Origin of the sequence: Stenotrophomonas sp. 2619, assembly GCF_040548725.1 — a bacterium.
Lineage (GTDB): Bacteria > Pseudomonadota > Gammaproteobacteria > Xanthomonadales > Xanthomonadaceae > Stenotrophomonas > Stenotrophomonas maltophilia_AP.
Genome location: NZ_JBEPSF010000018.1, coordinates 40,388 through 62,006 on the forward strand (window position 1 = coordinate 40,388; position 21,619 = coordinate 62,006).

The window sequence follows — 21,619 nt, forward strand, 5'->3', positions numbered from 1 at the left end:
CGCCGCCAGTAACAGGCACATGGGTGGAACGCCGGGGTGTACGCGTCAGCGCCTACGCGCTGCCGGCCCTGGCCGGGAGCCACCGCATCAACGTCGTGCCGGCCGCTACCCGGATCTGAGAGAGACGTTGCACCCGGTAGTGCCGGCCGCTGGCCGGCTCCCCAGCATGCGTCCGGCGTTGTCGGGAGCCGGCCAGCGGCCGGCACTACCTGGGGCGTCTGGCGGTGTCGGGAGCCGGCCAGCGGCCGGCACTACCTGGGGCGTCTGGCGCTGGACCGGCTCAGGGCTTGTTGAGGAAATTGTTGGCCAGCAGGTCGCGCACGTCGCCCACCCGCCCGCTCAGCAATGCCTTGGCCGCATACAACGCAGTGCCGGCCACCTGCTTGGCTTCCACCTGCGGCGGCATCACCAGCTCGGTCGGGCTGGTATGCACGTCCAGCAGCGCCGGGCCTGGATGCGCCAGGAAATCCTTCACCGCCTGCTCCAGGTCCTCCGAGCGGGTCACGGTGCGTCCGTAGAACCCGATCACCTCGGCCAGGCGGCCGAAATCGGGGTTCTTCAGGTCGGTGTAGTTGTCCAGCAGCCCTTCCACCTTCTGCTCCAGCTCCACGAAGTTCAGCGAGCTGTTGTTGTAGACCACCACCTTGATCGGCAGGTTTTCCTGCACGGCGGTAAGCAGGTCACCCAGCAGCATCGCAATGCCGCCATCGCCCGACAGCGAAATCACCTGCCGGCCCGGGTACGCCTTCTGCAGGCCCAGCGCCTGCGGCATCGCATTGGCCATCGTGCCATGCAGCAGGCTGGTCAGGGTGCGGCGGCGGCCGTTGGTGCGGATGTGGCGCAGAATCCACACCATCGGCGAGCCACCGTCGGCGGTGAACAACGCATCGTCGGCGGCGTGGCGGTTGATCAACGCGGTGAGGTGCTGCGGATGGATCAGTTCGCCCTCGCCCGGCTGCTCTTCCTTCTCGCGCGTGGCCAGTGCCTTGTCGCGGTGTTCGATGCACTCGTCCAGGAAGCTGCGGTCCTGTCGCGGCGGCAGCATCGGCAGCAGGGCCTCCAGCGTCGGGCCGATGTCGCCCACCACGCCCAGCGTCACCGGATGGCGCCGACCGAGGTGGCTGCCATCGCGATCCACCTGGATCAGCGTGGCCTTGTCCGGGTAGTACTGGCCCCACGCGAAATCGGCGCCGAGCAGCAGCAGCGTGTCGCAGGCCATCAGCGTGTGGTAGCCCGATTCGATCCCGAAGATGCCGGTCATGCCCATGTTGTACGGGTTGTCATGCTCGACGAAATCCTTGGCCCGCGAGGTGTGCGCGATCGGCGCCTGCAGCCGCTCGCCCAGCGCCACCAGCGCGTCGTGCGCATGCTCGCAGCCGGCCCCGGCGTAGATGCCCACGCGCTTGCCCTCGCCGATCAGCGCGGCAATGCGCTGCAGTTCCTCGTCGCTGGGACGCAGCACCGGCTGGGTGTAGTGCACCGAGAACGGCACATCGTGCTTGACCACCGCTTCGCTGATGTCGGCCGGCAGGATCACCACCGCCACGCCGCGCCGGCTGATGGCTGCCTGGCAGGCCAGCGCCACCACGCGGCGCGCCTGTTCGGGGCTGTGCACCTGCTCGCAGAACACGCTGCAGCTGGCATACACCGCCTTGAAATCGACCTCCTGCGGAAACTCCATGCCCAGCTCGGCGGTTACCACCTGGCTGGCGATCAGCACCATCGGCGCGCGGTTGCGGTTGGTTTCGAACACGCCGTTGATGAAGTGCAGCCCACCCGGCCCGCACGAACCGGCGCAGGCGGTGAGCTGCCCGCTGATCAACGATTCGGCGCCGGCGGCGAACGCGGCCACTTCCTCATGGCGCATGTGCACCCACTCGATATCGCTGTGGTGGATGGCATCGGTGACGTAGTTGAGGGTATCGCCGACGATGCCGTAACAATGGCGGACACCGGCAGCCTGGAGAGTTTCAACCACGATCTCGGCAACGCGCTTGCTCATGGGGGAACAGCCTTGGACGGGGGACCCCAGCCTAGCCAGCCGCAGGTGATCTCCCTGTAGGCACGGGGCGTGAAATGCCTATACATTGGCCGGCCCGTTCACTGGCCTTCAGGCCCATGCAGATCGTTCTGCGCTGTGCCACCGCGCAGCAGTTCCTGTCCTTCCATGAGCAGCAGTGGCTGCATGGCATCGACCCGGCGGCGCATCCGTGGCTGGCGCAACTGCTGCGTATGCCGCGCGGTGGAATCGCGCCCGGCGAGCTGCCGACGGCAATGGACGAACTGCTGGCCTGCCTGGCCCTGCAGGATCCCACCGATCCGATCATCCGCCGCAGCGGCCTGCGGCTCCTGCTGTTGCTGGCCACCGGCCAGCGCCACGGCCAGCCGGTGAGCTGGCAGCACCGTTGAGCCCGGGAGGCATGCATGGCATTTGACCTGTATCTGGACGACGCGGGCCCGCGCATGCGGCATGCGTGGATCGACACCCACGAAGAGGCCATTCTCAGCCCCGACGGCAGCCGCTACCCGCAGCTCGCGCGGCTGGTGAATGAATTCTACGGCGCGCCGCGGATCTCGCCCGGGCAGGCCGCCGCGCTGGTGCAGGAAGTGATCGGCCGGCTGCTGGACGAGCCCGATGGCGCGGAAGGGCCGCTGGCCGAGGTCGGCCTGCGCCTGATCCTGCTGTTCGACCAGGCGCAGCGCCACGGGCTGCACATCCAGTGCGAGGGGGACTGAGCAACGCTCAGGGGGTGGCGTTGACCCAGCCGAGAATGTCGCCCCGGGTCGGGTTGGCGTAGCGCACCTTCACCCAGCCGTCCTTTTCATCCAGCAGTTCCACCCGGTCATCGCGCACCAGATAGCGCCGGGTGGCGGTGTCGCCGGGCCGGGCATACAACGGCAGCCGTGCCGGCACCACCTGGCCGCTGAAGGCGAGCAGCGGCCCGTCATTGCGCGGCGCCACCAGCCCGTCGGAGATGGCCGTTTCCAGCACCTTGCCGGCAGGATCAAACGTGCTCCAGACCGCCATCGGGCCACTCTCGGCGGTCTGCTTGACGAAGATCGTCGCCTCCAGCGCGTCGCCCAGCATCAAGGTGCGCTCGGCGCGGTACAGATACAGCCGCCCGTCGTGGTAGCGGTACAGGTCCACGTACCACATCGCGCCGCTGCGGCAACTGCTGCTCAGGGTGCGGTTGGCGGTGTCCACATCCAGGCCCATCAGGCCGCCGCATTGCTCGTGCGAACTGGCAGGCAGTGCCAGTGGCACGAACCGCGCCTGCCGGGTGTCGAACCGGTAGACCGCCACCGCTTCGTTGACCTGCCCGACCGAGGCGCGCGCCACCAGCTCGGGACGGCCATCGAAATCGACGTCCAGCTGGCTCAGCCGCACACCGCCATCGGCATCGGCCACGCCGTCCAGCCGCTGCTGGCGGCCCGACGGCAGCAGCAGCGCCAGGGTGCCCTGCGCTTCCACCCGCGCGGTCGCCACCTGTCCCTGCCCCAACTCCATGCGCAGCACCGGGTCATCGGCGGCCGCCCCGGCCGCCGTCACGCCCATCCACAGCAGCGCGGCGCCCAGCACCGCATGTCGCCCGCCCTTGATCGTGTTCATTGCTGCATCCTGCCGCGCCACGCTGGCGCCCGGGATCAGAACGATACTTCAACCGCCTGCTGCGCCCACAGCACCGACTGATGGCCGGTGGCCTGCTTCCACGCCAGGCGGATCGCCTCGATGTCGGCACGGCGCTGCGGGGTGTTCTCGTGCAGCACCACCAGCACCTTGGTGCGCAGGCGGTTGGGCTCGGCCGCGCCGCGGAACAGCCACTGGCCGTAGGCATCGAACACGGTCAGGCCGTCCGGGAAGCGCGGGGTGACCTGCTTGTCCAGGAACGCGCGCCACTGCGCCTCGGTGATGGCATCGGTCTGCTTGCGCTCGGAAGCACCGCTCTCCTCGCCCACGCCGAAGTACAACTCGCTGCGCACCCAGCCAGCGGCGGCATCGGGGCGGGCGGCATCGCCCTGCAGGGTTGCGGTGGCCGTGGCGGGGGCCGGCGGCACCGGCTTGGCGGCAGGCGCGGCGGTGGCGCAGCCGCTGGCGGCCAGCACCAGGGCAAACAGAAGGGCATGGGACTTCATCGACATCACTCCAGGAAAGCAGACGTGCAGAGGGGGACAAGGGTGCGGGACATCCGGTTCCCTGGCAGATCACCAGCGGCTATCAGCTGATGCCGGCTCGCGATGGGACTTGCATCACATGAGCCATCACGCCAAGATAATATATCGCTTCATCCGGATGGATTGGTAGTGCCGGTCATTTTTCGGCACCGCCAGCACCTTCCCCTCCCCTCCCCCTCGTCGTCCCGCTGGAGTCCGCATGTCCCGTCCGTCCGCGTCGCGCCTTGGCCTTGCCATTGCGCTGGTCCTCTCTTCCCCCCTGCTCGCCCAGGATGCAACTGCGCAGGACGCGCCCGGCTCGGCCACCACCCTGGACACTGTGATCGTCACCGGCACCCGTGCAGTGGACCGCACCGTACTCGAATCCACCTCGCCGGTGGACGTGCTGACTGCCGAAGACATCCGCAAGGCCGGTGTGGTCAACGGCGAGCTGGGCAGCGCGCTGCAGGCGCTGCTGCCGTCGTTCAACTTCCCGCGCCAGTCCAACTCCGGCGGCGCCGACCACATCCGCGCCGCCCAGCTGCGGGGCCTGTCGCCGGACCAGGTGCTGGTGCTGGTGAACGGCAAGCGCCGCCACAGCAGCGCGCTGGTCAACACCGACAGCAAGATCGGCAAGGGCACCACGCCGGTGGACTTCAACGCCATCCCGATCAGCGCGATCAAGCGCATCGAAGTGCTGCGCGACGGCGCCGGCGCGCTGTACGGCTCCGATGCAGTGGCCGGGGTGATCAACGTGATCCTCGACGACGCTCCGGAAGGCGGCGCATTCGAGGCCAGCTTCGGTGCCAACCACACCGACCTCAAGCCGATCGACCGCACCATCACCGACGGCCAGACCAGCTACGCCAGTGCCAAGGTCGGCACCCGGCTGGGCGATGAGGGCGGCTTCCTGCGCGTGGGCCTGGAGCTGAAGAACCACGAAGGCACCAACCGCGCCGGCTTCGACCAGATCCCGCCGTGGGACCAGAGCGACACCAACCTTGCCCTGCAGGGCAAGCGCAACTACGTGCTGGGCGACGGCAAGACCAAGGATCTGAACGCGTGGATCAACAGCGAACTGCCGTTCGGTGAGACCTCCAAGTTCTACTTCTTCAGCACCTTCAACCAGCGCGACAGCGAAGGCGCCAACTACTTCCGCTACCCCGACAGCGACGCCAACTGGGCGCAGGTCTACCCGAACGGCTACCGGCCGATTTCCGAAGGTGAAAACCGCGACGTGCAGGCCGTGGCCGGTGCGAAGGGCCAATGGGGCGAGTGGAACTACGACGCCAGCCTGGACTATGGCACCAACAGCTTCACCTACCGCCTGCGCAACTCGCTCAATGCCTCGCTGGGCCCGACCAGCCCGACCCGCTTCAAGACCGGCGATTACCGCAACGAACTGACCGTGGCCAACCTCGACCTCGGCCGGGTGTTCAGCCAAGGCGAGAACATCACCCACAGCCTTGGCCTGGGTGTGGAAGCACGGCGCGACCACTACCAGACCCGCCCGGGCGACCCGAGCAGCTATGCCGCCGGCCCGTTCACCGACCGCCCGACCGGCTCGCAGGCCGGCGGCGGCCTGACCCCGCAGGACGCCACTACGCTGTCGCGCGACGTGGCCAGCGCCTACGTCAGCCTCTCCAGCCAGTTCGGCGAGCACTTCTCCAGCGACCTGGCCGCGCGTTACGAGCACAGCGACGACTTCGGTGGCGAGCTCACCGGCAAGCTCGGCCTGCGTTACGAGTTCGCCCCGGCGTTCGCGCTGCGCGGTGCGATCTCCAACAATTTCCGCGCCCCGTCGCTGGCACAGATCGGCTACGAGTCCACCTCCACCGGCTACAACGCGGCCGGGCAGCTGGTGCAGGGCCGGGTGCTGTCGGTGAACAACCCGATCGCGCGCGGCCTGGGCGCCACCGACCTGAAGCCGGAGAAGTCGGTCAACACGAGTCTGGGCTTCACCAGTCGCATCGGCGACCACTTCGATGTCTCGCTGGACTTCTTCCAGATCGACATCGACGACCGCATCGCGCTGTCGGAAAGCATCACCGGCGATGCGCTCACCGACTACGTGCAGCAGCAGTTCGGCGTGGCCGGCCTGCAGAGCGCCAGCTTCTTCGTCAACGCCGCCGACACCCGTACCCGCGGTGCCGAGCTGGTGAGCAACTGGCGCCAGTCGCTGGGCAACGGTGAGCTGGTGCTGACCGGCACCTATGCGTACACCAAGACCACGCTGAAGAACGTGCTGGCCACGCCGTCCAGCCTGCTCGCGCTGGACCCGGACTACGTGCTGTTCGGCGTGGAGGAAACCAACACCCTCACCGATGCCACCCCGCGCACCCGCGGCTCGGTGGCGGCCAGCTGGAGCAACGACCGCTGGTCGCTGAGCAGCCGGGTGAACCGCTACGGCAGCGTCACCCGCGTGTTCAACTTCGGCGACGGCTTCATTCCGCGCCAGACCTACGGCGCCGAGTGGCAGCTGGATGCCGAAGTGGAGTTCAAGATCACCCCGCAGTGGAGCGTGGCGGTGGGTGGGCAGAACCTGACCGACAACTACTCGGACCTGTCCAACGACGACATCTACTACTACGGAAACCTGCCGTATGACGTGTTGTCGCCGGTGGGCAGCAACGGGGCGTATTACTACGGGCGTGTGCGGTATACGTTCTGATGGGTGTGCAGCCGACCAACGGTCGGCTCTACCGGGATCGTGCAGCTGACCAACGGTCGGCTCTACCGGGATCGTGCAGCTGACCAACGGTCAGCTCTACCGGGTGCGTCGATCGACCAACGGTTGCGCCGGGCGGTCGATCGCGGAACGGGCGGTGAATGCGGAACACGTAGCGCCGACCGTTGGTCGGCGGCGCGGATCCCGGCTGCGGTACATGGACATGACGCGTCTGAATGGTAGAGCCGACCAACGGTCGGCTTTACCGGCCAGGGACGCGCGGCGTGATGCCATGACCTGGCAATCACACCCACGCTGGCATGTTGGCGACCATGGCCAACGACTTCCCCCCACGTCCGCCGCCGCCGTTGCTGGACGATGCCTGCGCGTTGTTCCTCGACGTGGATGGCACCCTGATTGAATTTGAACGCGATCCCGAAGCGGTCACGCTGCTGCCGGAAGTGCGTGATGCGATCGGTCGCATCAGTGATCGCCTGGAAGGCGCGGTTGCGCTGATCAGCGGGCGACCGCTTGGTCAGCTCGACGATCTGTTCGCGCCGCTGCATCTGCCCGCCGCCGGCCTGCACGGCCACGAGCTGCGCAGTGCCGATGGCCGTCTCGACAGCCCCATCGAAAACACCGACACCAGTGAATGGCTGCACGCCGTGCACCAGCAGGCCATGCGTTTCGCGCACGGCCATCCCGGTGTGCTGGTCGAAGACAAGGGCCGCAGCCTGGCCCTGCACTGGCGCGGTGCGCCGCACGCCGCCAGCGACGTGCGGGCGTTCGCCGAGCGGCATATCCGCGGCAATGCCGCCTACCGCCTGCAGCCGGGCGACCACGTCGTGGAGTTTGTGCCGGAAGGCAGCGACAAGGGCCGCGCCCTGCAGCAGCTGATGCAGCACCCCCCGTTCCGTGGCCGCCTGCCGGTATTCCTGGGCGACGACCTCACCGACGAATTCGGCTTCGACGCGGCCAATGCGCAGCATGGCTGGAGCGTCCTGGTGGGCGCTCGCAGCCCCAGCGCGGCCGTGTTCGCGCTGCCGCACATCCGCAGCGTGCACGCCTGGCTGCAGGAAAACGCCTACTGACTCCTTCCCGCCCGCGCCACATCGCGCGTGGGCGCCCCACCCAACGTGCCGCTGGCTTTGCGTGCAGCGGCCTGCCTTGAGCGAGATTGCAGTGCCCATGAAACAACCTGATCTGAATCTTGGCGTGGTCGGCAATGGCAGCTTCGGCGCCCTGATCGACCAGCAGGCGCGCGTGGTCTGGAGTTGCCTGCCCACGTTCGATGGCGACCCGACCTTCTGCGCCCTGCTCAGCCCCAACCAGAACGAGGGCGGCGATTTCGCGATCGAGCTCGAAGACCTGGTCCGCACCGAGCAGAGCTACCTGACCAACACCGCGATCCTGCGCACCGTGCTGCACGACAAGCACGGCGGCGCGCTGGAAATCATCGATTTCGCGCCGCGCTGGCGCCAGAACGACCGCTTCTACCGCCCGGTCAGCCTGATCCGCCAGGTGCGTCCGCTGGCCGGCAATCCGCGCATCATCGTGCGTGCCCGCCCGCTCGCCGACTGGGGCGCGCGCGTGCCGGCCTCCACGTGGGGCAGCAATCACATCCGCTGGGAGCTGCCCGACCACGTGCTGCGGCTGACCACCGACGTGCCGCTGCGCTTCGTGCGCGACGGCCTGCCCTTCGTGCTCAGCCACCCGGTCAACCTGGTGCTGGGCGTGGACGAGTCGTTGAACCGCTCGCTCAGCGGCTATGTGCAGGAGTCCTTCCAGCGCACCCGCGACTACTGGCGCGAATGGGTACGCTATCTGTCCATTCCGCTGGAATGGCAGGACGCGGTGATCCGCAGCGCGATCACCCTGAAGCTGTGCCAGTACGAAGACAGCGGCGCGATCATCGCCGCGATGACCACCTCCATTCCCGAAGCGCCGGGCAGCATCCGCAACTGGGATTACCGCTACTGCTGGCTGCGCGATGCCGCCTTCGTGGTGCGCACGCTCAACCGCCTGGGTGCAACCCGCACCATGGAACAGTTCCTGGGCTACATCTTCAACCTGGCTACCGCCGATGGCAGCCTGCAGCCGCTGTATGGCATCGGTTTCGAGGCCAAGCTGGAGGAGACCGAAGTGGCCTCGCTGGACGGCTACCGTGGCATGGGCCCGGTGCGGCGCGGCAACCTGGCCTGGGTACAGCGCCAGCACGACGTGTACGGCAGCGTGGTACTGGCGTCCACCCAGCTGTTCTTCGACCAGCGCCTGCAGGACCCGGGCGACGCGCACACCTTCGCGCGGCTGGAACCGCTGGGCGAGCAGGCCTTCGCCCTGCACGACGTGCCCGATGCGGGGCTGTGGGAATTCCGCGGCCGCACCGAAGTGCACACCTACACCAGCGCCATGTGCTGGGCCGCGTGCGACCGCCTGTGCAAGATCGCCATCCGGCTCAAGCTGGACGACCGCGCCGACTACTGGCGCGACCGCGCCAACACCATCCACGCGCGCATCCTGAAAGAAGCATGGAGCGATGAGCTGGGCCGTTTCACCGATACCTTCGGTGGCCACCGCCTGGATGCCTCCCTGCTGTTGCTGGCCGACATCGGCTTCATCGAAGCGCACGATGCACGCTTCATCGCCACCGTCGAGGCGATCGGCCGCGACCTCAAGCATGGCAATGCGCTGTACCGCTACGTCGCGCCCGATGACTTCGGCGAGCCCGAAACCAGCTTCACCATCTGCACCTTCTGGTACATCGACGCGCTGGCCGCGATCGGCCGCATGGACGAAGCGCGCGACATGTTCGAGACCCTGCTTGAGCGCCGCAACCACCTGGGCCTGCTCTCCGAAGACCTGGCCTTCGACAGCGGCGAAGCGTGGGGCAACTTCCCGCAGACCTATTCGCACGTGGGCCTGATCACCGCGGCGATGCGGCTGTCGCGCAGCTGGCAGGAAGCATCATGAGCCGGCTGGTCGTGGTGTCCAACCGGGTCGCGGTCCCCGGTGAATCCCGCGCCGGTGGCCTGGCGGTCGGCCTGCTGGCCGCGCTCAAGGAACGCGGCGGGGTGTGGTTCGGCTGGAGCGGCAAGTCCGTGCGCGACACCAGCGGCGAGATGCATGAGCAGGTGGACGGCGACATCCGCTACGTCACCATGGACCTCAACAAGCGCGACGTCGACGGCTACTACAACGGCTTCGCCAACCGCACGCTGTGGCCGCTGCTGCACTTCCGCCTGGACCTGGTGGACTACGACCGCGCCACCCGCGAAACCTACCGCCGGGTCAATGCGCTGTTCGCCGAGAAGCTGGCGCCGCTGCTGCGCGAAGACGACATCGTGTGGATCCACGACTACCACCTGATTCCGCTGGCTTCGCTGCTGCGCGAGCGTGGTATCGGCTGCCGCATCGGGTTCTTCCTGCACGTGCCGATGCCCTCGGCCGACCTGCTTCAGGCCATGCCCGACCACCTGCGGCTGTTTTCCAGCCTGTACGCCTACGACCTGGTGGGCTTCCAGACCCAGCGCGACACCGACCGTTTCCAGTCCTACGTGCGCCTGTTCGGTGGCGGCCGGGTGCTGGCCGATGGCGAACTGGAAGCGCCCGGTGGCCGACGCTTCCGTGCCGCCGCCTTCCCGATCGGCATCGATACCGCGCACATCGAGCGCCAGGCCAAGGCCGGTGCCAACAAGCCGGCGGTGCGCGACCTGCGCAACAGCCTGCGCGACCGCCAGCTGGCCATCGGCGTGGACCGGCTTGACTATTCCAAGGGCCTGCCGGAGCGCTTCCAGGGTTTCGAGCGCTACCTGGAGCGCCACCCCGACCAGCGCGGCAGCCTCACCTACCTGCAGATCGCACCGGTGTCGCGCGGCGATGTCACCGAGTACCGCCAGTTGCGCGGCCAGCTGGAACAGATCGCCGGGCACATCAACGGTGGCCATGCCGCGCCGGACTGGACCCCGTTGCGCTACGTCAACCAGAACTTCACCCACGCCACCCTGACCGGTTTCTACCGGGCAGCGTCCGTGGGCCTGGTCACCCCGCTGCGCGATGGCATGAACCTGGTCGCCAAGGAATACGTGGCCTCGCAGGACCCGGAGAACCCCGGCGTGCTGGTACTGTCGCTGCTGGCCGGCGCCGCCGACGAACTCAAGCAGGCGCTGCTGGTCAATCCGCATGACCTGGACGGCGTGGCCGATGCGATCGCCACCGCCGCCACCATGCCCCTGCGCAAACGCACCGAGCGTTGGCAGGCCATGATGGAGCACCTGCGCACCTACGACATCAACCATTGGCGGCAGACCTACCTGCAGGCGTTGGAGGGGTGATCGTGCAGCAGCGCGCGTGGAGGGATGCGCCGCGCGGCCGGTGACGCTTTCCGCACGAATTGGTTGCAGATGAAACGCATCGCCCGGCGCGTGGCCATCGCCCCGCCGGGTGTCGCAATCAACGCGCCTCAACGCGTAATCGTCGGCTGCACAAGGCGTTGCAGCAATAGACCTCATTTATCGCGACCCCACTACAGCGCGCACAAGCGAAAGCACCGGCGAAATTTCATTTCGCATTGACGGTTCCTGACGAAAGTGACGCCCCCAAGAGCCCATCCATATCGCATGGGCCGGTTCGTGCACCGTCGCGTGCACGGTTCATTCAAGGGGATGGATTGCATGTCAGCGCTTGACCGTTTCATCGATGATGCCGCCGCACGACTGGAGCTCGGCTACCGCGCCCGCAGCGTGGTGAATGTACTGGCCGGCTGGATCGCGTCGCACCCGCTGGGCCTGGACGGCCTGGCGCAACAGTTCGAGCAGGCGGGGCTGGGTGCCCAGTTCCGCAGTTGGCAGCGACCGGCCGAACCCTCACGCCCGGTGCTGGCCAGCGAACTGGAGCGGGCCATCGGCCCGCATGCACTGGTCACGATGGCGCGCCGTACCGGCTTTCCACCCGGCACGTTTCGCGTGATTGCCTGTGAGCTGCTGCCCGGCCTGGTCGCGCTGGCCAGCGCGGCCCGCCCTGTGCGCGTCGCTCCCTTCCAGTCGGCAGGACTGCGCCGTCCGCGGGGCATCCCGGTCGCGTCAGCACGAACGGTTCACGGCCTGGCCCTGCGCGGCATGTTGTGGGTGCTGGCGGGCGTCGCGCTGATCTGCTTCACCACCTGGCTGCACCTGAACATCCGCGGGCCACACTGGGTGGCCCCCGTGATCACCGAACAACGCGATGCGCGGCTGTCACTGCACCAGTACGGCGACCGCATCGTGGTGCAGGGCCGCCTGCCCAGCGAAGCGGCCCGCCGCCAGGCCTGGAATGCGCTCACCGCCCTGCATGGGCGCGACAACGTGCGCGGCGGGATCGCGCTGGATCCTGCCACCCGCCCCCCACGCTGGCTCGACCGGCTGACTGCCCGCATTGCGCAGCTGGAGGGCGACGGACTGCTGCTGGACTTCAACGGCGATGCGTTGCGGGTGGATACGTCGGCGATGGAGGCCGAGCAGCGCCTGGAAGTATCGCGGCTGCTCCGCCGCCACTTCGCCGACCTGCAGACCACCGGGCTATGGGGCCCGGGGCTGGCTGCGCTGGCTGCCCTGCCCGTGCAGGCCGAGGCCACGAAGGTCGTCGAGGCACTGAACCAGACCACCTTGAAATTCCGCCCGGGCTCGGCGGTGCTGACCGGCGACAGTGCCGACACGGTAGACGCCGTGGCGGCCGCACTGACGCTGCTGCCGGACACGCGCATCGATGTGGAAGCGCACACCGACAGCAACGGTGGTGCCGACGCGAACCTGCTGCTCAGCCAGCAGCGTGCCGCGACAGTGGTGCAGGCCCTGCGGGAACGTGGTGTACCTGCCTCGAGGCTGGTCGCCACCGGCCACGGCCAGCAGTACCCGATCGCCGACAACCGCGACGAGGCCGGGCGCGCACGCAATCGACGGATCACCTACACAGTGCGTGCGCCCGAGCGTGATGCAGTGACCGACGACGTCGTGGCCTGGCAGGACCGGTGACGCTGGCTCAGTCGAGAAATCGCCCGGCCTGTCCGGGCGCCGGCAGGTAACAGCGGTCGTGCCGCCCGAACCACCGGTAGCGGTTTCGCGCGACCGCGCGGTAGGCGCGGTCGCGCCAGGCCGAAGGCACCAGGCGCGCCACGGCCGTCAGCCGCCAGGCACCGCCAAGCCCGGCCAGCACCCGCAGGATCGCGTCGGTGTCCGTCCATGCCTGGCCGTTCTCCAGCAACAGGAACGACAGCGGATCGTCCGGGTCCAATCCGTGCTGCTGCAGCAGTGCGCGGCCGTGGCTGCCCTGCATCGCTGCGAACCGATAGCGCCCCTGCCGGTCGAAGCGCAGCAGGAACCGCACCCAGCGGCTGCACAGCGCGCAGACCCCATCGAATACGATCACCGCGTGATCAGCACCACGGTCAGCGTTGGCGGGGATGCGGTCCATGGGCTCAGCGCGCCATCCAGACCAGGGTCGCCATGCGCCCGGTTCGGCGGTCACGGCGGTGCGAGTAGAACCGTTGCGGGTCATCGATGCTGCACAGCTGGCCGCCGCTGATCTGCGCCAGGTCAATTCCGACACTGTGCAGGCGGCGCCGGGCCAGCGCGTACAGGTCCACCTTCCAATGCCCCGGGCGGGTGGCCGCGAACGCCGCTTCGGCGCCTGCGTCGCGTTCGACGAAGGCCGCGAACACGTCCTCGCCCACCTCGTAATGGACCGGGCCGGCGGCCGGCCCCAGCCACGCCTGCAGCTGGGCCGCGGGGGTGCGCATGGCGGCCACGGTGGCCTCCAGCATGCCGTCGGCCAGCCCGCGCCAGCCGGCATGGGCCGCGCCGATCTCGCTGCCATCGCGGGCGGCCAGCACCACCGGCAGGCAGTCGGCAGTGAGAATGGCCAACACCACGCCCGGCACCGAGGTCACCGCCGCATCGGCGGTCGGCTCGGTCTCCACGCCCTGCGCGGTGGGCGCAGCGTCGAACCGCAGCACCGTGGTGCCGTGCACCTGGCGCAGCCAGTGCGGCGCCGAGGGCAGTGCCAACCCGGCCTGCAGCAGGTCACGGTTGCGCTGCACCTGGGCCGGGTCGTCACCCTCGGCGGCGTAGCGGTTGCCCATGTTGAACTGGTCGAACGGCGGCACCGACCCACCCGCGCCGTAGCGCAGGGTGGTACCGGCCTGCACCCCGGGGGGCGCAGGCCAGTCGGCCACCAGCAGCGGTACCGGCGCCGACATCAGCGACGCCCGCGTTCCAGCTCGGCGAAGCGCTTGCTGTCTTCGCGCAGCGCCTGCATCAGGGCCAGCATGTCCGCCGGCGGCGGCGCGCTGTTGGTGATGGTCTCACCGGTGATGGGGTGCACGAACTCCAGCGTTTCGGCGTGCAGCGCCTGGCGCTTGAAGCCGCGCAGCTGTGCAACCAGTTCGTCGCTGGCACCCTTGGGCAGCTTGAGCGCGCCACCGTACAGCTGGTCGCCGATGATCGGGTGGCGCAGGTGCGCCATGTGCACGCGGATCTGGTGGGTGCGGCCGGTTTCCAGGCGGCATTCCAGCGCGGTGTGCGCACGGAAGCGCTCGCGCAGGCGGTAATGGGTGATCGCGTCCTTGCCGTCTTCACGCACGGCCATGCGCACGCGGTCGCGCGGATGTCGGTCGATGGCCGCATCGGCGGTGCCGCCGGACACCAGCGCGCCCACCACGATGGCCAGGTACTGGCGGTGCACTTCGCGCGCCGACAGCTGCTCGACCAGCGCGGTCTGCGCCTGGATCGTGCGGGCGATCACCATCACCCCGCTGGTGTCCTTGTCCAGGCGGTGCACGATGCCCGCGCGCGGCAGCACCGACAGCGACGGGTCGCGGAACAGCAGGGCGTTGACCAGCGTACCGGTGGGGTTGCCCGCGCCGGGGTGGACCACCAGCCCGACCGGCTTGTTGATGACGAACACGTGCTCGTCCTCGTACAGCACCTCCAGCGGGATGTCTTCCGGCTCGGCGTGAGTCTGGGTGTCAAGCACGACATGCAGGCTGGCCACCTCGCCGCCCCGCACCGGGTCGCGCCCGCGCACGGCCTGGCCGTCCAGCAGGACGTCGCCGGACTTGATCCACTCGGTCAGCTTGGACCGGGAGAATTCGGGGAACAGCTCGGCCAGGACGGCGTCGAAGCGCCGCCCTGCGGCGGTGTCGGGCACCACGGCCTGGCGGGGGGATTCGGATTCGGAAGCGTTATCGGACATGGGGAAAGCACCGCTGGGAGACAAATTTGGGGTCCGGGCGACCACTTTCAGTCGCAGGACAGGCCACTAGGCTATCATCGACCCTTCGTATTCCAGCCGCGTCCCGCCCTGACCCCATGATCCGACGCTCTTCTTTGCTGTCCGCGCCCGTCCGCACCGCCGCCCTGCTGCTGGTCCTGGCCCTCGTCGCCACTGGCTGCCACCGCGGCACCAAGGGGGACAATCCGGACGAAGGCCTGCCGGTCGAACAGATCTACGAGAAGAGCCACCGCCTGATGGAAGGCGGCAACTGGAGCGGGGCCGAAGCCAACTTCCGCCGCCTGATCGCCCAGTACCCGTATGGCCCGTACACCGAGCAGGCGATGATCGAAACCGCCTACGCGCAGTACAAGGCCGGCAAGCACGATGACGCGGTGTCCAGCATCGACCGCTTCATCCGGACCTACCCGACCCACCGCAACATCGCCTACATGTACTACCTGCGCGGCCTGTCCAACGGCAACCGCAATACGGTGTTCCTGCGTCGCGTGTGGTCGCTGGACCCGAGCCGCCGCGATCTGTCCACCCCGCACCAGGCCTACGCCGACTTCAACATCGTCGTCGATCGCTACCCGAACAGCCGTTACGCCGCCGACGCGCGCCAGCGCATGCTCGAGCTGCGCGACGTGTTCGCCCAGCACGAGCTGGACAACGCCCTGTACTACCTGCGCCGCCAGGCCTGGGTGTCGGCCGCGGGCCGCGCCAACTACCTGCTGGAAACCTACCCGCAGAGCGCCTTCCAGTACGACGCCGTGGCCACCCTGGGCGAGGCCTACACCCGCTTGGGCAACAAGACCCTGGCCGACGACGCCCGCCGCGTGCTGGAGCTGAACCAGCCCGACCACCCCTGGCTGCAGGGCAACTGGCCGAAGTATCCGTGGATGGTGCGCAAGCTGAACCCCTTCGCCGGCGAGAAGTCCGCCAGCACCGGTCAGCGCAATGCGACGATGAACCGCAAGTAGGTGTGCCGTCGTAATCCCCAAAGGGCCCCGCAAGGGGCCCTTTTGCGTTGTGGGTCGAGCGGTCGCGCCCTGCCTAGGAATCGGCTGATACAGGGTGAGTTGCGACCGCCATCCCAGCGTCGAGGCGGGCTCCCCACGCAGACTGCCGCGCTCGAAGCAGGCCATCCCGGCCTGCTGGGAGCTTCCATGACCCAGCTTCAACGTCACCGACGCCGCGCCAGCACCCTGTTCTGCGCCGTGCTGGCCCTGTCCCCGCTCGCCTCCCTGGCCCAGGACGCCGGCCAGCTGATCTCCAGCGACCGCTTCCAGGCCGACTGGCTGCCCGGGCATGCCGACCAGACCTACAAGCTCACCTACGCAACCACCGACCTGCACCAGCGTCCTGCGCTGGCGACCGGGCTGGTGATGCTCCCGTCGGGCCCGGCCCCGGCCGGCGGCTGGCCGGTGGTGTCCTGGGCGCACGGCACCCAGGGCACGGGCGACCGATGCGCGCCCTCGGCAAGTGGTCCGACCCAACCGGCGCGCGACGCCGCTTACCTGGACCTGTTCCTCCAGCAGGGCTATGCGATCGTCGCCTCGGATTTCCAGGGGCTGGGCTCGCCAGGCGAACATGCCTACCTGCACGGCCCCAGCGTGGCCCACAACATCGTGGACATGGTCAAGGCGAGCCAGCAGCTCAATGCCGCGTTGCCGGTGACCCGCCACCTGGCGCCACGTTGGGTCTCGGTGGGGTATTCGCAGGGCGCGGGCGCGGCGGTATATGCGGCCAGCGTGGCCACCGAGCTCGGCGGGCCGGCGCTGGACTTCCGCGGCGCGGTGGGCACCGGCACCCCGGCCTGGGTCAACCTGACCACCCGCGGCCTGGGACCGGGCTCGACCCAACAACTCGGCGCCGGGGGTACTGCCTACCTGACCTATCTGATCAACGGGCTGATCCAGGCTGACCCCCGTATCGCCGACCTGCTCACCGACGTGGGCCGCGCACGGCTGGCACAGGCCCGGCACCTGTGCCTGGCCGAGCTGACCCGTGAACTGAAAGGGGTCACGCTGGCCGATTACTTCCATACGCCGTTGAGTACCCTCCCGGGCATCACCACGACCCTGGACAGCTACCTGGCCATGCCGCTGCGCGGCTTCGACCAGCCCTTGCTGCTCGCCCATGGCAGGGCAGACACGGATGTGGCCTATCTGGGCGCGCTGCTGTACGGGCTGGTGCTGGCCATCAACCAGCAGCCGCTGCGCTTCCGCAGCTACCCGGCCACCCATTCCGAAAGCCTGCATGCGGCCAGTGCGGACGTGCTGGCCTTCGTCGACGCGCGCCTGGGCACCATACCGGGGGCGGCGCTGCCGGGCTGGAACGTCAGCGCGGCCGATATCGCCCGCGCCTCCGACGGCATCGACACGCTACCGCAAGACGCGCTGCGCTGACCGGATCGGGGTGGCGTCTGGTCGGCGCCGCCCCCGTCAGCCCTTGTACCCGTTGCTGATCGGGTACCGCCGCTCCCGCCCGAACGCGCGCCGCGACACCTTCGGGCCCGGCGCTGCCTGATGGCGCTTCCATTCGCTGGTGCGCACCAGGCGCAGCACGCGGTCCACCACCTCGGCGGCGTACCCGGCGGCCACGATCTCCTCGCGCGACTGCTCCTGGTCCACGTAGCGGTACAGGATGCCGTCCAGCACGTCGTAGGCCGGCAGCGAGTCCTGGTCGGTCTGGTTGGCGCGCAGTTCGGCCGAGGGCGGGCGGCTGATCACCGCCGGCGGGATCACCGGTGCACCGCCCACCGTATTGCGCCACTTGGACAGCCCGAACACCTCGGTCTTGTACAGGTCCTTCAGCGGGGCATAGCCACCGCACATGTCCCCGTAGATGGTGGCGTAGCCGACCGCATACTCGCTCTTGTTGCCGGTGGTCAGCAGCAGCCCGCCGAACTTGTTCGATAGCGCCATCAGGATCACCCCGCGGGCGCGCGACTGCAGATTCTCTTCGGTCACATCGGCGGCCTGGCCCTCGAACATCGGCCCCAGCGCGGTCATCAGGCCTTCGAACACCGGCTCGATCGAAACGGCGTCCAGCTTCACGCCCAGCGCGCGGCACTGCTCGGCCGCCAGGTCGTTGGACATGTCGGCGGTATAGCGCGACGGCAGCCGCACCGCGGTGACGTTGTCCGCGCCCAGCGCATCCACGGCCATCGCCAACACCAGCGCCGAATCGATGCCGCCGGACAGACCCAGCCACACCTTCTTGAACCCGTTCTTGCGGCAATAGTCCTGGATACCGCGGGTCACCGCGCGCCAGGCCAGCGCGTCCATGCTCTCATCGCCGTCGTCGATCCACTCGCGCGGCAGGAAGCGGCGGGTGTCGGCGTCGTAGTCCACCACCAGCCACTGGTCGGTGAACGCGGCGGCAGCCGGGTGCACCGTGCCGTCGCCATCGGCCACGACCGAAGCGCCGTCGAAGACCAGCGCGTCCTGGCCGCCAACCACATTGAGGTAGGCGATCGCCGCGCCGCTCTCGCGGGTACGCTCGGCCAGCAGCGCATCGCGCTGGGCGTGCTTGCCGCGTTCGTACGGCGAGGCGTTGGGCACCACCACCAGCTGCGCGCCTTCGCGTACGGTGTCGGCCAGCGGCTCGGCGAACCACAGGTCTTCGCAGACCAGCACGCCCACCGGCACGCCGTTCAGCTCGAACACGCAGCTGCCGCCGTCCGGGTCCACGTCGAAGTAACGGCGTTCGTCGAACACGGCGTAATTGGGCAGCTCGCGCTTGCGGTAGGTGTGCTCGACCTTGCCATCGCGCAGCACGCTGGCCGCGTTGTACACCACCGAGCCGGTGGCCTGCGGCCAGCCGACCACGGCGGCAATGCCGGTCGTGGCCGCGGCAATGCGCTTGAGCGCCTGCTCGCAGTCGTACAGGAAGCCCGGGCGCAGCAGCAGGTCTTCCGGCGGATAGCCGCTGATCGCCAGCTCCGGGAACACCACCAGTTCGGCGTCGTACTCATCGCGCGCCTCGGCAATCATGGCAATGATGGTGTCGGTGTTCTGCGCTACGGCGCCTACCGGGAAATCAAACTGCGCCATCGCGATGCGGATCGAAGCCATGAAGGTCCAGCCTGTGGTTGCAATGCGCTCATTGTAGTGCCGGGCTCTGCCCGGCAACCACGCATTCGCTGATCGCAGGATCAGGCGACCGCCAGAACGCAGAAAGGCCGCCCGGAGGCGGCCTTTCTGGTAGCTGACCAACGGTCAGCTCTACCGACACGTCGGCCGCGGGGCGGCCGGCGTTTTACTTCACCAGCTTGGCGATGGCAGCGCCCAGGTCGCCCGGCGAACGGACGGTGACGACACCGGCCGCTTCCATGGCGGCGAACTTGCCTTCGGCAGTGCCCTTGCCGCCCGATGCGATCGCACCGGCGTGGCCCATGCGCTTGCCGGCCGGAGCCGACGCACCGGCGATGAAACCGACGACCGGCTTCTTCACGTGGTTCTTGATGTACTCGGCACCGGCTTCTTCAGCGTCGCCGCCGATTTCGCCGACCATGATGATGCCCAGGGTCTGCGGATCTTCGTTGAACAGCTTCAGGCAGTCGACGAAGTTCAGGCCGTTGATCGGGTCACCGCCGATGCCGATGCAGGTGGACTGGCCCAGGCCGACTTCGGTGGTCTGCTTGACCGCTTCATAGGTCAGGGTGCCCGAGCGCGACACGATGCCGATCTTGCCCGGCATGTGGATGTGGCCCGGCATGATGCCGATCTTGCACTCGCCCGGGGTGATGACGCCGGGGCAGTTCGGACCGACCAGCACGGTGTCCGGATGGGCACGGGTCAGCACGTTCTTGACGCGCAGCATGTCCAGCACCGGGATGCCTTCGGTGATGCACACGATGACCTTGATGCCGGCAGCCGCAGCTTCCAGGATCGCATCGGCCGCGTACGGCGGCGGCACGTAGATGACCGACGCGTCAGCGCCGGTGGCCGACACGGCGTCGGCAACGGTGTTGAAGACCGGCAGGTCGATGTGGGTGGTGCCGCCCTTGCCGGGGGTCACGCCGCCAACTACCTGGGTGCCGTACTCGATCATCTGAGTGGCGTGGAAGGTACCCTGCTGGCCGGTGAAGCCCTGCACGATCACCTTGGTGTTCTTGTTGATCAAAACTGACATTGGATTTCCTTCGGTGTCGGATCAGGCGGCGGCTTTGACAGCAGCGACGACCTTCTTGGCACCGTCGTTGATGTTGTCGGCCGGGATGATGGCCATGCCGCTGTCACGCAGCAGCTGCTTGCCTTCTTCCACGTTGGTGCCTTCCAGGCGCACCACGACCGGCACCTTGACGCCCACTTCCTTCACGGCGGCGATGATGCCTTCGGCAATCATGTCGCAACGGACGATGCCGCCGAAGATGTTGACGAAGATGCCTTCGACCTTGTCCGAGGACAGGATCAGCTTGAACGCTTCGATGACGCGCTGCTTGTTGGCACCGCCGCCCACGTCCAGGAAGTTCGCCGGCTCGCCGCCGTTGAGCTTGATGACGTCCATGGTGGCCATGGCCAGGCCTGCGCCGTTGACCATGCAGCCGATGTTGCCGTCCATGGTGACGTAGTTGATGTCCAGCTCCGAAGCAGTCACTTCGGTTTCGTCTTCCTGGGTCTTGTCGCGCATGGCGACCAGGGCCTTCTGACGGAACGCGGCGTTGTCGTCGCTGTCGAACTTGCCGTCCAGCGCGTACAGGTTGCCGTCGTCCAGGATGGCCAGCGGGTTGATTTCAACCAGCGCCAGGTCCTTTTCATTGAACAGGCGGTACAGGTTCACCATGATGCTGGCGAACTGGCCGGCCTGCTTGGCGGTCAGGCCCAGCTTGAAGCCGAAATCACGGCCGTGGTAACCCTGCACGCCTTCAACGAAGTCGACGTTGAGCGAGTGGATTAGCTCGGGGGTTTCAGCGGCAACCTGCTCGATCTCCACGCCGCCTTCCGAAGAAGCGATGTAGGTGATGGTCTTGGTGCCACGGTCAACCAGCACCGACAGGTACAGTTCCTTGACGATCTCGCCGGCGGTCGTCACCAGCACCAGGTTGACCGGCAGTTCAACGCCAGCGGTCTGGTAGGTGGCCATCTTGGTGCCGAGCATCTTGGCCGCAGCGGCCTTCACGTCGTCGGTGGTCTTGCAGAACTTGACGCCGCCTGCCTTGCCGCGACCGCCAGCATGGATCTGCGCCTTGACCATCCAGGGGCCCTGGCCCAGCGACTGGGCAGCTTCGACTGCTTCGTCCGGGGTAGCGGCGACCTTGCCGGCCGGGACCGGGATGCCGTACTCGGCAAGCAGTTGTTTTGACTGGTATTCGTGGAAATTCATGCGTCACCGTGGGAATAGGAACGACCGCACGCATCTCCAAGGCTCCCTCACGGGGCACCGGCACGGACCGCGGCGGGCCCACTATTGTGGACGAGCCGGCGCGCAGGCGCAAAGACACGCGAGCCGGCGCCGGGGCCCGGGCAGTTTTCCACCTTCATTCAGGCAGTTGCGGCACCCCTGCCGGCGCGCGGCCGGGCCGGCGGCCGCCCGATTGCGCGGCATCGG

18 protein-coding genes are annotated in these 21,619 nt (G+C 68.1%); 9 read left to right on the forward strand and 9 right to left on the reverse strand.

Annotation, left to right across the window (positions count from 1 at the left end):
- Positions 1 to 280 precede the first annotated feature (280 nt).
- Positions 281 to 2,002 carry a thiamine pyrophosphate-dependent enzyme gene (locus ABIA71_RS16980; RefSeq protein ID WP_354286729.1) on the reverse strand — a complete coding sequence of 574 codons (1,722 nt, stop codon included), beginning with the start codon at positions 2,000 to 2,002 and terminating at the stop codon, positions 281 to 283.
- Positions 2,003 to 2,118: 116 nt separating this feature from the next.
- Between ABIA71_RS16980 and ABIA71_RS16985 the strand changes: the two genes are divergently transcribed.
- Together ABIA71_RS16985 and ABIA71_RS16990 are read left to right on the forward strand one after the other, a co-directional pair.
- Positions 2,119 to 2,409: a hypothetical protein gene (locus ABIA71_RS16985; protein ID WP_354286731.1), complete on the forward strand. Its 291-nt coding sequence runs from the start codon at positions 2,119 to 2,121 to the stop codon at positions 2,407 to 2,409.
- Positions 2,410 to 2,424: 15 nt separating this feature from the next.
- Positions 2,425 to 2,736, forward strand: coding sequence for a hypothetical protein (locus ABIA71_RS16990; protein ID WP_354286732.1), 312 nt, complete (start codon positions 2,425 to 2,427; stop codon positions 2,734 to 2,736).
- 7 nt (positions 2,737 to 2,743) lie between these two features.
- Here the strand turns inward: ABIA71_RS16990 and ABIA71_RS16995 are convergent, their stop codons facing one another.
- Together ABIA71_RS16995 and ABIA71_RS17000 are read right to left on the reverse strand one after the other, a co-directional pair.
- Entirely contained in the window at positions 2,744 to 3,610 is an 867-nt protein-coding gene (locus ABIA71_RS16995) for an XAC2610-related protein (RefSeq protein ID WP_502961271.1), read from the reverse strand.
- Between the two features lie 35 nt (positions 3,611 to 3,645).
- On the reverse strand, positions 3,646 to 4,134 hold the full coding sequence (locus ABIA71_RS17000; RefSeq protein ID WP_159497668.1) for a DUF3574 domain-containing protein: 489 nt from the start codon (positions 4,132 to 4,134) through the stop codon (positions 3,646 to 3,648).
- A gap of 238 nt (positions 4,135 to 4,372) precedes the next feature.
- On the opposite strand from ABIA71_RS17000, the gene ABIA71_RS17005 reads away from it, so the two are divergent.
- The 5 genes from ABIA71_RS17005 to ABIA71_RS17025 all read left to right on the forward strand — a co-directional run bounded on the left by ABIA71_RS17005 (position 4,373) and on the right by ABIA71_RS17025 (position 12,825).
- Positions 4,373 to 6,823, forward strand: a complete 2,451-nt coding sequence (locus tag ABIA71_RS17005; RefSeq protein ID WP_128096678.1) for a TonB-dependent receptor plug domain-containing protein — start codon at positions 4,373 to 4,375, stop codon at positions 6,821 to 6,823.
- A gap of 329 nt (positions 6,824 to 7,152) precedes the next feature.
- On the forward strand, positions 7,153 to 7,911 hold the full coding sequence (gene otsB, locus ABIA71_RS17010; RefSeq protein WP_354286735.1) for a trehalose-phosphatase: 759 nt from the start codon (positions 7,153 to 7,155) through the stop codon (positions 7,909 to 7,911).
- Positions 7,912 to 8,008: 97 nt separating this feature from the next.
- The gene (locus ABIA71_RS17015) at positions 8,009 to 9,790 is read left to right on the forward strand and encodes a glycoside hydrolase family 15 protein (protein ID WP_354286737.1); all 1,782 of its coding nucleotides are present in this window, start codon (positions 8,009 to 8,011) and stop codon (positions 9,788 to 9,790) included.
- A complete protein-coding gene (gene otsA / locus ABIA71_RS17020; RefSeq protein ID WP_354286739.1) occupies positions 9,787 to 11,151 on the forward strand; it encodes an alpha,alpha-trehalose-phosphate synthase (UDP-forming) in 1,365 nt (454 codons plus the stop codon). The genes ABIA71_RS17015 and otsA overlap by 4 nt, the downstream gene beginning before the upstream one ends.
- Before the next feature lie 339 nt (positions 11,152 to 11,490).
- On the forward strand, positions 11,491 to 12,825 hold the full coding sequence (locus ABIA71_RS17025) for an OmpA family protein (RefSeq protein WP_354286741.1): 1,335 nt from the start codon (positions 11,491 to 11,493) through the stop codon (positions 12,823 to 12,825).
- Between the two features lie 7 nt (positions 12,826 to 12,832).
- Here ABIA71_RS17025 and ABIA71_RS17030 read toward each other — a convergent pair whose 3' ends face one another.
- The 3 genes from ABIA71_RS17030 to rluD are packed head-to-tail and all read right to left on the reverse strand — an operon-like array spanning position 12,833 to position 15,043.
- Positions 12,833 to 13,264 (reverse strand): thiol-disulfide oxidoreductase DCC family protein, encoded by a 432-nt coding sequence (locus ABIA71_RS17030; RefSeq protein WP_354286743.1) that lies wholly within the window; start codon positions 13,262 to 13,264, stop codon positions 12,833 to 12,835.
- Between the two features lie 4 nt (positions 13,265 to 13,268).
- Complete coding sequence (gene pgeF, locus ABIA71_RS17035) at positions 13,269 to 14,048, reverse strand: peptidoglycan editing factor PgeF (protein ID WP_354286745.1); 780 nt, start codon at positions 14,046 to 14,048, stop codon at positions 13,269 to 13,271.
- On the reverse strand, positions 14,048 to 15,043 hold the full coding sequence (rluD, locus tag ABIA71_RS17040; RefSeq protein ID WP_354286747.1) for a 23S rRNA pseudouridine(1911/1915/1917) synthase RluD: 996 nt from the start codon (positions 15,041 to 15,043) through the stop codon (positions 14,048 to 14,050). Before rluD ends, pgeF begins: the two co-directional genes overlap by 1 nt.
- Positions 15,044 to 15,159: 116 nt before the next feature.
- Here rluD and ABIA71_RS17045 point away from each other — a divergent pair, with 116 nt between their 5' ends.
- Both ABIA71_RS17045 and ABIA71_RS17050 read left to right on the forward strand, forming a co-directional pair.
- Positions 15,160 to 16,044 carry an outer membrane protein assembly factor BamD gene (locus ABIA71_RS17045; RefSeq protein WP_354286749.1) on the forward strand — a complete coding sequence of 295 codons (885 nt, stop codon included), beginning with the start codon at positions 15,160 to 15,162 and terminating at the stop codon, positions 16,042 to 16,044.
- Positions 16,045 to 16,230: 186 nt separating this feature from the next.
- A complete protein-coding gene (locus ABIA71_RS17050) occupies positions 16,231 to 17,472 on the forward strand; it encodes a lipase family protein (protein WP_354286751.1) in 1,242 nt (413 codons plus the stop codon).
- 36 nt (positions 17,473 to 17,508) lie between these two features.
- On the opposite strand, the gene ABIA71_RS17055 is transcribed toward ABIA71_RS17050, so the two are convergent.
- The 3 genes from ABIA71_RS17055 to sucC form a co-directional block, all read right to left on the reverse strand.
- The gene (locus tag ABIA71_RS17055; protein WP_354286753.1) at positions 17,509 to 19,143 is read right to left on the reverse strand and encodes an NAD+ synthase; all 1,635 of its coding nucleotides are present in this window, start codon (positions 19,141 to 19,143) and stop codon (positions 17,509 to 17,511) included.
- A 184-nt stretch (positions 19,144 to 19,327) separates the two neighbouring features.
- Positions 19,328 to 20,203 carry a succinate--CoA ligase subunit alpha gene (gene sucD / locus ABIA71_RS17060; protein WP_128097080.1) on the reverse strand — a complete coding sequence of 292 codons (876 nt, stop codon included), beginning with the start codon at positions 20,201 to 20,203 and terminating at the stop codon, positions 19,328 to 19,330.
- A gap of 21 nt (positions 20,204 to 20,224) precedes the next feature.
- Positions 20,225 to 21,394, reverse strand: coding sequence for an ADP-forming succinate--CoA ligase subunit beta (gene sucC, locus ABIA71_RS17065; RefSeq protein ID WP_038686637.1), 1,170 nt, complete (start codon positions 21,392 to 21,394; stop codon positions 20,225 to 20,227).
- Positions 21,395 to 21,619: the final 225 nt, after the last annotated feature.